Consider the following 15,176-nt stretch of genomic DNA (forward strand, 5'->3'; position numbering starts at 1 on the left):
TTAAGCGATCTATTTGCTCCTCCGCAAGGAATCATTGCCAATCAGAACGCAAGCCTCTTTTTGGTGTTACTTTAATGATCGGTTCAATGCAACAATTTCTTGAGCCAGAGACGCAGCTTTCACGAAGTCTTTCTGCCTCTCCGCATCCGCTCTTTCTGCTTCTTTTTCCTTTATCATTGACCATTTTCGGTGATCCAACACTTTTTTTACGTAATCGGATAACTCGGCCTCTGAGAGCTCCTCGTTTACTTGGAGCATCCCTATATCTGAAAGCAGCTGGCTGATTTCCTCATCCTGCATTCTCGCCATAAGATGCTGCGGCGTCATGTCAGCACCCTCTTCATAAACAGCGTACAGGTATGCTGCCAGCGCACGATGTCCGTCAATGTTAAATTCAAAGCCGACACGCTCAATCACTTTCTTTATGACGTTTCGGTCTCTCAGCATATGAGCGAGCAGAAGTCTTTCCGCGTTCTCATAGGCGGGACGGAGACGGCGCCGTTTCGCTTTTGTCGTCACCCGGGCCCGTCTTGTCTGCGGTTCAGCGTTTTTGTCGCCGGGGGCGTTTTGTCTGGCGTAGATGGAAAGCTGTTCCGTCAAAGATTCTACCGAAAGAGAAAATTCCGAGGCGAGCTGCTTCACATACATTTCCTGCTCAAGCGACCCGGAAAGAGCGCTGATTTCTTTCAGCACTTCTTTCATGTAAGCGAGCCGGTCTCCTTCGTCAGATAAGTTTTTCCCTTTGCGGAAATATTGCATTTTAAAAGCCATGACCGTAACGCTTGCATCAATGATATCGGTCCGGAATTTTTCTCCGCCCCGGGTTCTGATATAATCATCAGGATCAAGCCCGTCAGGCAGCATGCTTACTCTTACCTTACAATCGGCTTTCTGGAGCAGGCCGGCCGCTTTCAGCGTAGCTTCGTACCCGGCTTTATCCGAATCGTAACAGAGAATGACCTCCTGAACATTTCTCCTGAGGATTTTCACATGTTCTTCGGTGAGCGACGTCCCCATTGTGGCGATACTTTCTTTTACGCCTGAGCTGACGGCGGATATGACGTCAGCGAAGCCTTCAAACAGAACGGCTCTCTCCTCTTTCCTGATCGGCAGGCGCGCCTTATGAAAGTTATACAGAAGCTTAGATTTATGAAACAGCGGCGTTTCCGGGCTGTTCATATATTTCGGCTGCTGGCTTCCGAGCGCCCTTCCTGAAAAAGCCGCCACGGCTCCGTGGTGATCATGAATGGGAAACATAATTCTGTTTCTGAAACGGTCAAAATACCCGCTGCCGTCTTCCCTTCTGATCAGCAGACCCGCTTTTTCCATCAGTTCTTCCTCAAAACCGCGCTTTTTCAAGAATTTCGTCATGAAATCCCAGGAATCCAGCGCGTAGCCGATTTCAAACTCATCTATGAGCTCTTTCGTAAAACCCCTTGATAAAAGGTAATCTAACGCTTCCTGGCCTTCCTTTGTATTTATTAGCAAATGATGGTAAAATTTCTTCAGAAGCTCGTGGGCTTCCGCCATCTTCTGCTCTCCGGAAGATTCCGGCCTGGATGCAGAGTGAATCGTTATATCATCAGGGAAATCAATCTGATATTTATCCGCAAGGTGAGAAACAGCTTCCGTAAATGAATAGCCTTCCATCTGCCGTAAGAAAGAGAAAACGTTCCCGCCCGCACCGCATCCGAAGCAATGAAAGATCTGCTTATCGCTGGAGACGGAAAACGAGGGCGTGTTTTCTCCGTGAAACGGACAGAGCCCAAAGTAGTTGCGGCCTTGCTTTTTCAATTGGACATAATCACCTATGACTTCAACAATGTCTGCTGACTGCTGCACCTGATTAACTACTTCATCTGGTATGCGGTTTCCCATCTTATAACACTCCGTCGTACATTATTCGATGTTTTGATTTGAAATCCCTTCATCATTCGACAGGATTTTTTTAAGCAGGGTAACAAATCGATTCCGATCTTCTTTATTTAATTTTTTAGGTCCTTTGGAATGAATGCCGCTTCTTCTCATTTTGCCTGACATATGACGGCTCATCAGAGCGAAGTCAATCGTGTCTTCAGTATAAGAACGGCCCCTTTCCGATAAGACGGCAATATTTCTGTTCAGCAAAAGAGAGGCTAAACCGATATCCTGCGTGACTACGACGTCTCCCGATCTCACATGGTTTGCGATATATAAATCCGCCGCTTCTTTATGAGGATCAACGTATACCCAGTTCTCGTCTTTGCTTCTGGAAAGCTGGTAGTGTTCAAATGATGCGACGAAAATAACCCGAACGCTGAATTGCGATGCAATGAGCATTATTTCCTCTTTTACGGGGCATGCGTCTGCATCGACAAAAATCGTCTTTTCTTTTTCATTTAGAAGACTAATTCTCCATCCCTCCATCAATCTCCTGCATAAAAACAAGCGAAATCGCATATGCTCCATGACTGCGGATCTATTTTGAGCTTTGTCGAAAAATTTCCGGGAGTTATTCTTGACATCTTACCCATAATAGTTTATTCGTATCACACGAAGCTTAAACCTAAAAATAAACATTTTATCACAATTTTTTATTATAATACAAACTTCGCGAAGATGCCATCCTTTTTGTTTATTCCCTATTTACATACCCAAAAACCCAGGATAAAGCGTCCTGAGTTATCGGCCCTTTGTTTTGAGATGATGAATGATGTTCGCTGTTTCCTCGACCGCTTTATTCGAAACGTCAACGACTTGGCAGCCGATCCGGTCCACGATTTTCTCAAAATACTCCAGCTCTTCTTTAATTCTGTTGATATTGGCGTAAATGGCTTTGTCATTTAAGCCGAGAGATTTTAACCGTTCTTTTCGTATATGGTTCAGTTTATCAGGGCTGATCTTTAAGCCGATGCATTTTTTCGGATCAACGCTGAACAGTTCTTCCGGCGGATCGACCTCAGGAACGATCGGCACATTGGCCACTTTCAGACGCTTATGGGCAAGATATTGTGATAATGGGGTTTTAGACGTTCTGGATACTCCGAGCAGGATGATATCGGCTTTTAAAATGCCTCTTGGATCTCTGCCATCGTCATATTTGACGGCAAACTCGATCGCCTCGACCTTTTTGAAATAATCTTCATCAAGCTGGCGGACGCGGCCCGGTTCATATTTGGCGGTCAGACCGTAAGCCGATTCCATTTTATCGATGAGCGGACCGATAATATCGTAATACAGCACATTCGCTTTTTCAGCTTGTTCAACCAGGTATTTGCGCATTTCAGGAACAACGAGCGTAAAACAAATAATGCCGCCGTCCGCTTTGGCGAGAGACACGACTTCATTAATGGTGCCGATATCTTCCACATAAGGTATTCTTCTGATATGCGTATCATCGGCTGAGCCGTTAAACTGGCTGAGCGAGGCTTTTACAACGAGTTCGGCGGTTTCTCCGACTGAGTCTGATACTACATAAATGATGCGATTGTCCATGTTATCCCCCCGTTAGTTTTCAAGCTTATATGATTTCATTTTCTGATAAACTGACAAGTATCTTAGTCATATTCGTTTTGGTAAACCGGCCGATGACCTCAAAGCCTTTATCCGTATCTTTAATAACGGGCAGGGCATCGATCTGTTTTTCAATTAAATACTTGGCGATGTCCATCACATAATCATCACGCCGGCAGACGGCGATATTCGGCATTCTTGTCATGATAATATGAACCGGTATTGAGGCAAGTTCCTGCTGGCCGATGCTCGCCCGCAGCAAATCTTTGCGTGACAGCACACCGACTAAGACAGCATCACGATCTACGACAAATAACGTGCCGACATCTTCTAAAAACATGGTGCAGATGGCATCGTATACCGAGACATTTTCATTGATGACAACAGGGATCGATTGAAAATCTTTCACTTGCAGCTTTTTCAGTTTATCCGCAAGCAGCTGATTTCCCGTTTTCCCCGTATAAAAATAACCGACCCGCGGACGGGCCTCTAAGAAGCCTGACATGGTGAGTATGGCCAAGTCCGGCCGCAGCGTGGCCCTCGTTAAATTGAGCTGTTCTGCGATATGCTCGCCGGTAATCGGGCCGTTTTCCTTTACAATCTGTAAAATTTGTTCTTGCCGTTTATTTAATTCGATCGTACTCACCACCTTTATGGAAGGGTTTCTTTATCTATGTTTTCATTCTGTGATGTTTATGTAAAAGGGGAAAAGACGATTGCCGATCACACAGCAACCGTCTTTTTCTTTATTTTACAATAAGATGATTCATATTAGCAAAAGACTTGATCACATCTGCAAGAGCGGTCATTTGCGCTAAACGGTTGGTTTTTAATGCTTCATCGTCCGCATTTACCATCGTGTGATTAAAGTAGTCTTCAATCGGCTCCTTTAATCCGCTGAGCACATCAAGCGCCTGTTCATAGTTTTTGGAGGCAAAGCTTTCCGCGACACTGTCTTTTGTTTTTTGATAAGCGTCAAACAGCTTTTCCTCCTGTTCATTTTCAAACAGATCCGGCTTGATATCCCGGCTCTCGCCTTTTTTGCTGATAGAGATAACCCGGCCGAGTGATTCAGCCGTTTCTTTAAAGCCGGGTGCGCCGAGGTGCTTCTCAAGCACTCTTGCCTTATGAACGGCTGCATACGGCTCAAGCTCTGTGCTGTCCAGAACGGCTTCAATAACGTCATGACGGATGTCTTCAGTGTTTAAGACGTATTTCAGACGCTGTGTAAAGAAATCGAGGAGCTCATTTTCTTTTTCCGTTTCTGTCAATGACAGAAGCTCTTTAAACGAAATGTCCCAATTGCGGTCGATCAGAATGGAAACGATGCCGCTTGCCTGACGGCGCAATCCGTACGGATCCTGAGAACCTGTCGGAATTACGTCAATGCTGAAGAAGGAAGCAATCGTATCCAGTTTATCAGCTAACGCCACGACCGCGCCGGTAAAGGTTGAAGGCACTTCTCCCCCGGCCGCTCTCGGCATATAGTGCTCATTGACAGCGGCAGCGACGGCATCATCTTCACCGAGCATGCGCGCATATTTTTCTCCCATTACGCCTTGAAGCTCAGGGAACTCATAGATCATATGTGTAACCAGGTCAAATTTAGAAATCTCTGCGGCGCGCTTCACAAGTTTTTGCGTCTGTTCATCCGCTTTCAGGCGGACGGCAAGTTTGCCCGCAATGGCGGCCACTCTTCTTACTTTATCTCCAAGGGAGCCGAGCTCTTCATGGAAAACGATATTTTCCAGTTTCTTCACGTTTTCATCAATGTTCAGCTTTTGGTCTTCTTTGTAGAAGAACGCAGCATCTGAAAGCCTTGCTCTCAGCACTTTCTCGTTTCCGCGGGCAACATTTTCAATTGCATGGCTGTTCCCGTTTCTTACCGTAATAAAATGAGGCAGCAGATTCCCGTTTTCATCTTTTACCGGGAAGTAGCGCTGATGCTCTTTCATTGTTGTCACAAGCACTTCTTCAGGGATAGAAAGAAACTCGGATTCAAAAGATCCGTAAAGCGCCGTCGGGTATTCCACCAGATGGTTGACTTCGTTCAGCAGGTCCTCATCGATCGGAATGTTCCATTTCTTCTCGGCCGCAAGCGCATCCAGCTGGCTTTGGATCATTTGTTTGCGTTCTTTCGGGTCAGCAATGACGCTTTGTTCTTTCAGCAGCTTTTCGTATGATGACGGCGCATCAACAGATACTTCTTGGCCGAGAAAGCGGTGTCCCTGCGTGTTCCGGCCCGTCTCGACATTTGTGATTTCAAACGGAATGACGTCTTTTCCAAAGAGGGCGGCAATCCATTTGATCGGACGGATATAGCGCAAATCCTGCGTGCCCCAGCGCATGTTTTTCGGAAAATGCATTCCGGCAATCAAATTTTCCAGCTGCGGTAAAAGTGTCTTCGTCTCTTGTCCCGCCTGGAATTTTTGAACGAAGACATATTCCGTGCCGTTTACATCTTTTATATACAGGTCATCCACTCCGGCGCCTTGGCCTTTTGAAAATCCGATAGCGGCTTTTGTCCAGTTTCCGTCAGCATCCAGAGCGATTTTTTTCGCAGGGCCTTTTGCTTCTTCCTGAATATCAGCCTGTTTTTCTGCTACGTCTTTTATATATACTGCCAGACGTCTCGGTGTATTAAAAAGTTTCACTTCGCCATGGGCGATATTTTTTTCAGCCAGCCAGCCGGTCAGCTTTTCACCGAGCTGCACCATGCTGTCATGTAAAAACCGCGCCGGCATTTCCTCGAGTCCGATCTCTAAAAGCAAGTCTTGTTTACTCATGGGAAGAGCCCTCCTCTTTAAGCATTGGGAACCCTAATTTTTCCCGTTCTTCATAATACGTTTTTGCCACTTTTCTCGCTAAGTTGCGGACACGGCCGATATAACCCGTCCGCTCCGTCACCGAGATCGCGCCTTTTGCATCGAGCAGATTAAATGTGTGAGAGCATTTCAGCACATAATCATAGGCCGGATGCACGAGCCCGTTATCCATTTGTCTGATCGCTTCTTTTTCATAGGTGCTGAACAAATGGAAAAGCATATCCACGTCAGATGTTTCAAAAGTATAAACGGAATGCTCATATTCAGCCATCATAAATAAATCTTTCACAGTAAATCCTGACGTCCATTCAAGATCAAAGACGTTTTCTTTATCCTGAATATATGACGCGAGACGTTCAATACCATATGTGATCTCAACGGATACCGGTTTACATTCAATTCCGCCCACCTGCTGGAAGTATGTAAACTGTGTAATTTCCATCCCGTCAAGCCATACTTCCCAGCCGAGACCTGCACAGCCTAAAGACGGGTTTTCCCAGTTGTCTTCTACGAAACGGATATCATGTTCAAGCGGGTCAATGCCGAGCGCACGCAATGAATCAAGGTAAAGCTCTTGAATGTTATCAGGCGACGGCTTGATAATGACTTGGAATTGGTGATGCTGATAGAGCCTGTTCGGGTTTTCACCGTACCGTCCGTCCGCAGGCCGTCTGGACGGCTCAACGTAAGCCACTCTCCACGGTTCCGGCCCGATGCTTCGTAAAAATGTATACGGGCTCATTGTGCCTGCGCCTTTCTCCACATCATACGACTGCATGAGCACACAGCCTTCATTCGACCAGTGCTTCTGCAAGGTTAAAATCATATCTTGAATGTTCATTTCAAGCACCTCCACTTTCTCCATTCTTTTACAAGTGCGGCGGCAACCAAAAAACTCCCGTCTCTATGCTTGCCGGCCGCAAACATAGGGACGAGAGTTCTCCCGCGGTTCCACCCTAGTTGCTGAGGATGTGAATCACTCAGCCTCTTTTTAAAGGGTTGCTCGAGAATGCCTTTCGTTGCGCGCTCATCCTTAGCTTACACTGCCCTAAGGTCGCTTGTATGAGTTGGACGCAAGTACTTCTTTCTGTCACTGCAACATATTTTATAATAAATGATCATATAAAAAGATGGGCAGAATGTCAACTTTTGTTTTCATCCAAAAGGTTCTTCATGCTTTCCATCTGATCTAAAAACCGTTTTGACTTTAAATAAAGTCCTGAATATTCCTCGTAATACAGATCAATGACCCGTTTAATTTCGTTTTTGGTTTCCTGTTTTAACGAGACGCTGCCGAGCCTTCCGATATCAAAGTAATAAAAAAGCCTTAGCAGCCTTGCCGTTTGCGGCGAAATCGGAACTCTGTACGGATCCTTTTCAAAGCAGCGGTGGCAGATAAACCCGTTATCTCTTATCGAAAAATGAAACGTCCCTTCCCCGCTTTTGCAGTGGACACAATGATTCAGCTCCGGATACAGCCCCATGACGCCGAGCATTTTCATCTGCACGATGAAGGTGATCACGTCCGGGTCAGTCCCGTCATTCAGCCTCTTAAAGGATTCGAGAATCAATTCGAATAAATAGGGGTTCGGTTTCTTCTCTTCCGTTCCTTTGTCAGTGAGTTCAGCGATAAAAGCGGCATACGCCGTCAAAAATAAATCTTCTCTGATCGTTCTCATGCTGAGAATCATTTCACCCTGCTGGAGCGTGCCGAGTCCGGATGTTCTTTGCATTAAAAATGACCCGTACAAAAACGGCTGGCTGACTGCTGACAGCCGGCTGGCTGACTTCCTGGCGCCCCTTGCCATGACGCCGATTTTGCCGTGTTCCCTCGTCAGCAATGTCACGATTTTATTCGTCTCCCCGTAGTCATTCGTACGGAGCACGATTCCTTCACATTTAGTCAGCATTTCCGCACCTTCCAACAACGGGAGGGGCCAAGAGGTTTACAAAATTGGAAAATCAATTCGGGCTAGCTCATCTTCCGGTTCTTCGGGTCTTTCCAGGTTCTCTTTTTCCAGTTCTTTAAAAAGAAGGTACGTATCAACACTTCCTGTTTGAGAAAATACGTTCCAGGTAAAATTCAACACAAAAAACCCACCTTTCATCATTAAACTAGCTTTGCAATCCAAATTCTTACCCTTATCTTGACCTGATGTCCTCCTTTTCATGTTAAACAAATTTTGCTAACGAATCCCTGCTTCTGTGAGGTAATCTCACACCTCAGGCATGCGCCTTAGATGAATTAATATTCATCCTCTTTGAAGCCGAAATCACGCAGCTGAGACATTTTATTCCGCCAGTCCTTCTGCACCTTCACCCATAATTCCAGGTAAACGCGTGAGCCCAAAAGAGCTTCAATATCAGCCCGCGCTCTTTTGCCGACTTCTTTCAGAAGCGCTCCTTTTTTGCCGATGACGATGCCTTTTTGAGAATCCCGCTCGACCACAATCGTGGCGGCGACATGGACAGAGCCGTTTTCCTGCCCTTTAATGGACTCGATAGCGACAGCGATGCTGTGCGGCACTTCTTCCCTTGTCAGATGGAGCACCTTTTCCCTGATCAGTTCAGAAATAATGAACCGCTCGGGATGGTCAGTCACCTGATCGCTCGGATAGAACTGAGGCCCTTCCGGTAAATACGCTTCAATCTGCGCGAGAAGGGTTTCGACGTTGTTCCCTTCCAAAGCTGAGATCGGCACGATTTCCTTAAACGGATAGCGCGTACGGTACTCATCAATTAAAAGAAGCAGCTGGTCGGGGTGGATCTTATCAATTTTGTTTACGATCAGAAAGACCGGCGTGGACGTCTGTCCGAGCTTTTCAATGATAAACTCGTCGCCTTTTCCGTACCCTTCTTCGGCGTTAATCATAAATAACACCAAGTCAACTTCTTTCAGCGTATTCTGGGCCACTTTCATCATAAAGTCGCCAAGCTTGTGCTTTGGTTTGTGAATGCCCGGTGTATCAATAAAAATGGTCTGCGACGTGCCGGTTGTCAGCACCCCTTGGACTTTATTTCTTGTCGTCTGGGGTTTGTCGCTCATGATGGCGATCTTTTGACCGATGACCCTGTTTAAAAAGGTAGACTTCCCTACATTCGGCCTTCCGATGATAGATACAAATCCTGATTTAAAGCTTTCGTTCGTCATGTAAATCCTCCGATGAAAATGCGCCCGGCAATAATTCTTCCGCAGTCATTTCTTTTATTTGTCCTTGTAAGTTGGTCAGAATAACAAGCATATCCTTTGAGCACAGCTCGGAAATTACTTGTCTGCAGGCTCCGCACGGCGAAACCGGTCCCGGAGTATCCGCAGCCACGGCGAGCATCGCAAATTCCGTATCCCCCTCGGAAACAGCTTTGAATATCGCCGTGCGTTCAGCACAGTTGCACATGCTGTATGCCGCATTTTCAATGTTGCAGCCTCTGTACACTTTTCCGTCTTTGGTAAGAAGAGCGGCTCCCACTCTGAAATTTGAATACGGCACATACGCTGTGTCCCGCGCTTTTAATGCTTCTGCAATCAATTCTTGTCTGTTCATGTGTACTTAATTCCTCTCTTACCTTTATCCTGTATGATACCGCTGTCACTTTTATTTTACATAATTATGATTGGTTTTTCACGCCCATTTTTGGCAATGTAAAATAATTGTAAGAATCTTCTGCTAACATATCTTCGGCAAGAAGATGAGTAAACCAATGATACACGATATCACGGCAAAGACGCAAACGGCTCCGGCGGCCGCGTCCTTTGCCGCTTTTGCGAGCGGGTGATACTGATCGGTAACTAAATCCACAACATGCTCTATCGCCGTATTTAAAAGCTCCAAAGCAAGCATCCCACCGATCAGCACCAAAACAACGGCCCATTCGGCTGTGCTCAGCCCGGTGAGAAAACCGCAAACGATAACGGCGCAGGCCGCGGTAATATGAAATTGAAAATTCCGCTCTGACCGCGCCGTTTTCCAGATTCCCCTCCATGCATGGACAAAGCTCTTCAGGAACCTGCTCCACTCGTTTTTATGATCTCGTGAGTCCATACTCATCCAGCAAATCCTTTTGCTTTGAAAACATTTCTTCCTCTTCTTCTTTTGTCATGTGATCATAGCCAAGCAAATGCAAAAAGCCGTGCACGGCCAGAAAACCGAGCTCTCTCATAAACGAATGGCCGTACTCTTCCGCCTGCTCTTCCGTTCTGTCTGCGCTGATGATAATATCTCCTAAAACAGGCGGCATGTCGGCGCCTACGATTTCAACCTCGTCTTCGCCTTCTTCTTCAAGCGCAAACGAAATGACGTCAGTCGGAGTGTCTTTTCCCCGGTAGTCTCTGTTGATTTCTCTGATTTCTTCATTTGTCACAATCGTGACCGATACTTCAGCCTGATCCTGAACGCCTTCTTTTTCCGCCGCGAATTGGAGCAGCTTCTCCACTTCTTGGAGCGCATCAGCTGAGACGCTGTTCGTTTCATCAACAATATCTATGAGTAAACCCATTTATTTCACCTTCTTCGTAGCCTCCGGATATTCAATCCGGGAGTGGAAAATTCCTTTTAAAGTCGCACATAGTGTTTTTGCGATCGTATCCAGTTCTCGGAACGTGAGATCACATTCTGAGAATTGTCCGTCCTGAAGCTTATCGGATATAATTCCCCGCACCAGTTTTTCGATCCGCTCGGGATTGGGATTATGCATGGAACGGACGGCGGCTTCAACGCTGTCGGCCACTGAGATAATAGCCGCTTCTTTCGATTGCGGCTTCGGCCCCGGGTAGCGGAACTCTTTCTCTGTAATCTGGTCGCCCTTTTCTTTCGCTTTATAATAAAAGAATTTCAAAAGGGACGTTCCGTGATGCTGCTCCGCGATATCCACAAGCTCTTTCGGAAACTTATAGCTTCTGAGCATATTCGCACCGTCTGTCGTATGTGCGATAATGATATTTTTGCTGAGCTGCGGAGACAGCTTGTCATGCGGATTATCCATATTCATCTGATTTTCAATAAAATATTGCGGACGTTTCGTTTTGCCGAGATCGTGATAATACGCTCCGACCCGTGCTAAAAGACCGTTTGCCCCTACGGCTTCACAAGCCGCTTCCGACAGATTTGCCACCATGACGCTGTGATGATATGTACCGGGTGTTTCCGTTAAAATCTTTCGAAGCAGGGGATGATTCGGATTAGACAGTTCAATCAGTCTCATCGTTGAAAGAATGCCGAATCCCGTCTCAAAAAACGGCATCAGACCGATAATCAGAACGGATGAAGCAAGTCCCGAGACGGCCCCCATCAGCATCAGCGTTCCGATTTCAACCGGTGACAGCGCCGTATTTTGTATTAATAAAAGCGACAGCACGATAATCATATTAATAAATGAGACGAACAGTCCCGCCTGCAATATTTTTGATCTCGCATTATGTTTTCCCAAAAACAGAATGCCTGAAATGCTGCTGATTAAATAGTAAATGCCGATGACGTAATTAAATGTTCCCGTCACACCCTGATTAAACATCATACTGCCGCAGATCGCCAGAATGATGCTTCCTAAAATGGCGAGCCTTTCATTGAGCAGCAGCCTGATTAAAATCGCGCCGGCGGCGATCGGCACAAGATAGCCGATATTGGTGTATTCAATCTTCTGAAAGAGACTGACGACTTCCATAATGACGAGAATAAGCGTTGTAATGATAGAAAACAGCAAAAGAGATTTATTTTTCAGCTTAAGCTCCTGCTGCTGTTTCTCAAAATAGTAGACAAGCGTGGCAATAAACAGCCCGATCATCAGAAGGAGACCGCTGATCGGTTTTAACAGGTTGGAATTATTCAAAAGCCCCGTCAGTTCGAGCTTCCTGTATACTTCCCGGTCGATCAGATCATTCTCTTCCACGAGAACCTGTCCTTGTTTGATCTGTACCGGCTGGACGCTGTCTGACGCTTCCTGGCGTTTTTCATCCGTCGCTTTCGGATCAAACACGTAATTCGGGATGACCGCGTATTTTCCGATTTCAGTCGCAGCCGCTAAATATTTTGACGGCACAGAAGCGCTTTTCAGCTCTTTTGCGACCTTATCCTTCGCTTCGGCAAGCTTTTCAGAAGGAATTTCACTGCTCATCACCGTATTCACCGCGGTAATGACGGAATCCCTCACAAATGAGAAATCTTCATTGTTTGCATGGAGAAGCGATTTAATGGCATCTTCCGAGACGGATTCATTGACATCCTGTGTCAGCTTGTTTTTCACCGATTTTACCAGTGATTTTTCCGAAGGTGACTTTTTATCTTTTTCCGCATCTTTTTTCACTTCGCCGATGCTGTCAAAAATGGAAGTGATCAGGTCAAGCCGGTTGTCGGTATAGCCTTTTTTCAGAGTGTATTGATCTTCCACCGCATCTTCGGCCGCCTGCTTTTTCGATTCCGTCGCCTGCTGATCTTCCACTGTGGCGGGCGCGTAAATCGTCTTATCACTGACTGAAAACAAATCCAAATTAAGTGATTCAGGTTTTACATGAATAAAGAGCAAACCAAACATGATCGCTGAAAGCAGCAGGTACAGCAGCACATGGGCTGAGCGGGCATGTCTGAAACTGCGGAACCGTTCCCGGGCGCTTTTGCCCTTTCCCTTCTTTTTCAAAACAAGAACCTCCTCCCTGAAACATCAGGAACACATCATATAAAAATGACCCGATAACGGGAGATCGGGTCATTTTTGCATTACTTTTGCTTATCATAAGCTTCAATAATTTTTGCAACAAGCGGATGCCTGACCACATCTGTCTGGTCAAGTTCAATCACGGAGATGCCGTTTACGTCCTTCAGCATGTCCTTCGCTACTGCAAGTCCCGATGTGACGCCTTTCGGCAGGTCAATTTGGCTTACGTCGCCCGTAATGATCATTTTAGAGCCAAAACCCAATCTCGTCAAAAACATTTTCATTTGAGCGGGAGTGGTATTCTGGGCTTCATCAAGAATCACATACGCGTCGTCAAGCGTCCGCCCTCTCATATAGGCAAGCGGGGCGATTTCGATAACCCCTCTTTCCATAAGACGCTCCGTATGGTCGCTTCCGAGCACATCATGGAGCGCGTCATACAGCGGGCGCAGATAAGGATCTACTTTTTCCTTTAAATCTCCGGGCAGAAAGCCGAGGCTCTCGCCGGCTTCCACAGCGGGTCTTGTTAAAATGATTTTTTTAATGTGGCCGTTTTTTAAAGCGTGCACCGCTTTTACGACCGCCAAATAAGTTTTGCCGGTTCCCGCCGGCCCGATGCCGAACACCATGTCGTTTTTCTTCATCGCCGCCACATATTCTCTTTGGCCGATGGTTTTGACACGGATCGGTTTGCCTTTTGCCGTTTTCGTTATTTCCTCTTCATACATGCTTTCAAAATAGTCCAGTTCATCTTTTTTTGCCATTTTCACGGCATACAGCACATCACGTTCCGAAATCTCGATCCCCTTGCGAATTAAAGTAAGGAGCGAGCCCAATAATCTGTCAGCGATCTCAAATGTTTCATCATTCCCGGAAACGTAAATGGTTTCACCGCGTGTGATGAGGCTAATGCCCAGATCCTTCTCCATTAAATGTAAAAAAGCATCTTGGCTGCCGAACAAAGAAAGTGCTTCGTCCGGGCTTTTCAGTTTGTGATTAATCGCAAGTAAATGTTCTGCCATTCTTTAGTCTCCCTGAACAATAGGTGTGGTTTGAACGATATCTTCTATAACTTGGTAGAGAATAATCAACTTTACTTTACCATTCTCAACGGATTGGTGCAAAACTTTTTCACTTTCCACCTCTCCGCTGCCGTTTAATCGCTTTTCTACATCTTGTCTTCCCATTTTGATACCGGCCTGAACCGCTTCGCCTTTCGTATAAGTCCGCACGGATGTTTCACTTTCTCTTGTCTGTTCTTGAACGTAAGAAACCGGAAGCTTCATCCCCAGAAATTGAAACGGATGCTTTTCTTCCTCTGTTTTCGGATGTTTCAGCGGCTTCTCATTAAATTCAAAGCCCCAAAAAGGAACGCCCCATGATCCGAAAGACAGCTTGTGCTTCGTCCTTACTTTACCCGTATATAGCGTAAATGATGTTTCAAGAGGCACGGTTACTTCTGACTTGTACCATGTTTCTCCGTAAATTTCCGCTTTTGAGGCGACTTTCCGGTCTTCATTTCCGATCAGTCCTGAGACGAGGAGCTGTCCTTTGTCAACATGATCGTTCACAAAAGCCATCGGCTGCCCCTTTTGCACGAACATCCTTTTGATGACCGCCTTCTTTTTGGCAACGATATGGCGGGGGCTCACGTACTTTTCTTTTGTCGGTTCGTTTTTTTCGACCACTTTCATATGAAGGGCTGTCCCGTTCAATTCCACACCGACCCACGTAATATTATCGATACCGTTTGTTAATGATTTTTGAATTTTCTCCGGCGTCATCATTAAAAATTGCAAACGGCCTTTTTTCACACCGATTTCTTCAAGGTGCTTTACCATCTGATGCTCGGTTTCGGGCTTGGCCCCTTTAATATCAATTTCCCAAATCATGTTGGACAAAAGAAACAATATAACAAAAAATATCACAAATCCCGCAGTGAAGCCCAGGTTTAATTTTGATTTGAGAAGCAGAAAGGGAAGACCCTTTCTTTTTGTAAAGCTTGCTTTGCATTCATGTTTTCTGATGACTCTTCTGAAAGCATGTACATCCTGAAGCTGAATCATCAGCAGGACACAGTCTTGCTTTTTTTTCACCGCAAAGATGGCGATTCCGTTTCTCGTGCATTCATTCAGCAGCCGTTCAATTCCTTTTCCTTTGACTTCCATTTGGACTTTACCCGAAAAAAATGACAGCCATTTGTTTTTCACATTA

The 15,176-nt window shown here is 45.8% G+C and carries 14 protein-coding genes and 1 pseudogene; all 15 read right to left on the minus strand.

The features are described 5' to 3' along the window. Positions 1-66: 66 nt before the first annotated feature. The 15 genes and pseudogenes from dnaG to yqfD all read right to left on the minus strand — a co-directional run bounded on the left by dnaG (position 67) and on the right by yqfD (position 15,172). Entirely contained in the window at positions 67-1,878 is a 1,812-nt protein-coding gene (dnaG, locus tag U2H13_RS12415) for a DNA primase (protein WP_007408290.1), read from the minus strand. A 21-nt stretch (positions 1,879-1,899) separates the two neighbouring features. Next, entirely contained in the window at positions 1,900-2,406 is a 507-nt protein-coding gene (locus U2H13_RS12420) for a YaiI/YqxD family protein (protein ID WP_014418404.1), read from the minus strand. Between the two features lie 255 nt (positions 2,407-2,661). Continuing rightward, a complete protein-coding gene (locus U2H13_RS12425) occupies positions 2,662-3,474 on the minus strand; it encodes a pyruvate, water dikinase regulatory protein (RefSeq protein WP_003152991.1) in 813 nt (270 codons plus the stop codon). 25 nt (positions 3,475-3,499) lie between these two features. After that, a complete protein-coding gene (gene ccpN / locus U2H13_RS12430) occupies positions 3,500-4,138 on the minus strand; it encodes a transcriptional regulator CcpN (protein WP_003152989.1) in 639 nt (212 codons plus the stop codon). Positions 4,139-4,238: 100 nt separating this feature from the next. Then, positions 4,239-6,278, minus strand: coding sequence for a glycine--tRNA ligase subunit beta (gene glyS, locus U2H13_RS12435; protein ID WP_232489625.1), 2,040 nt, complete (start codon positions 6,276-6,278; stop codon positions 4,239-4,241). Continuing rightward, positions 6,271-7,158: a glycine--tRNA ligase subunit alpha gene (gene glyQ / locus U2H13_RS12440; RefSeq protein WP_003152984.1), complete on the minus strand. Its 888-nt coding sequence runs from the start codon at positions 7,156-7,158 to the stop codon at positions 6,271-6,273. Before glyQ ends, glyS begins: the two co-directional genes overlap by 8 nt. A gap of 301 nt (positions 7,159-7,459) precedes the next feature. Then, the gene (gene recO, locus U2H13_RS12445; RefSeq protein ID WP_007408287.1) at positions 7,460-8,227 is read right to left on the minus strand and encodes a DNA repair protein RecO; all 768 of its coding nucleotides are present in this window, start codon (positions 8,225-8,227) and stop codon (positions 7,460-7,462) included. A 36-nt stretch (positions 8,228-8,263) separates the two neighbouring features. Continuing rightward, the gene (locus U2H13_RS12450; protein ID WP_007408286.1) at positions 8,264-8,407 is read right to left on the minus strand and encodes a YqzL family protein; all 144 of its coding nucleotides are present in this window, start codon (positions 8,405-8,407) and stop codon (positions 8,264-8,266) included. A 155-nt stretch (positions 8,408-8,562) separates the two neighbouring features. Further along, positions 8,563-9,468: a GTPase Era gene (era, locus tag U2H13_RS12455; RefSeq protein ID WP_007408285.1), complete on the minus strand. Its 906-nt coding sequence runs from the start codon at positions 9,466-9,468 to the stop codon at positions 8,563-8,565. Beyond that, positions 9,449-9,859, minus strand: a complete 411-nt coding sequence (locus U2H13_RS12460) for a cytidine deaminase (RefSeq protein WP_003152976.1) — start codon at positions 9,857-9,859, stop codon at positions 9,449-9,451. Before U2H13_RS12460 ends, era begins: the two co-directional genes overlap by 20 nt. Positions 9,860-9,982: 123 nt before the next feature. Beyond that, entirely contained in the window at positions 9,983-10,357 is a 375-nt protein-coding gene (locus tag U2H13_RS12465) for a diacylglycerol kinase family protein (RefSeq protein WP_003152974.1), read from the minus strand. Continuing rightward, positions 10,338-10,811: an rRNA maturation RNase YbeY gene (ybeY, locus tag U2H13_RS12470; RefSeq protein ID WP_053284930.1), complete on the minus strand. Its 474-nt coding sequence runs from the start codon at positions 10,809-10,811 to the stop codon at positions 10,338-10,340. The genes U2H13_RS12465 and ybeY overlap by 20 nt, the downstream gene beginning before the upstream one ends. Next, positions 10,812-12,944, minus strand: a complete 2,133-nt coding sequence (locus U2H13_RS12475) for an HD family phosphohydrolase (RefSeq protein WP_053284931.1) — start codon at positions 12,942-12,944, stop codon at positions 10,812-10,814. A gap of 80 nt (positions 12,945-13,024) precedes the next feature. Then, on the minus strand, positions 13,025-13,984 hold the full coding sequence (locus tag U2H13_RS12480; protein WP_007408283.1) for a PhoH family protein: 960 nt from the start codon (positions 13,982-13,984) through the stop codon (positions 13,025-13,027). Then, positions 13,948-15,172 (minus strand): annotated as a pseudogene (yqfD, locus tag U2H13_RS12485) (sporulation protein YqfD). The gene U2H13_RS12480 and the pseudogene yqfD overlap by 37 nt, the downstream one beginning before the upstream one ends. Positions 15,173-15,176: the final 4 nt, after the last annotated feature.

Origin of the sequence: Bacillus sp. A1, assembly GCF_042296235.1 — a bacterium.
Classification (GTDB): Bacteria; Bacillota; Bacilli; order Bacillales; family Bacillaceae; genus Bacillus; species Bacillus velezensis.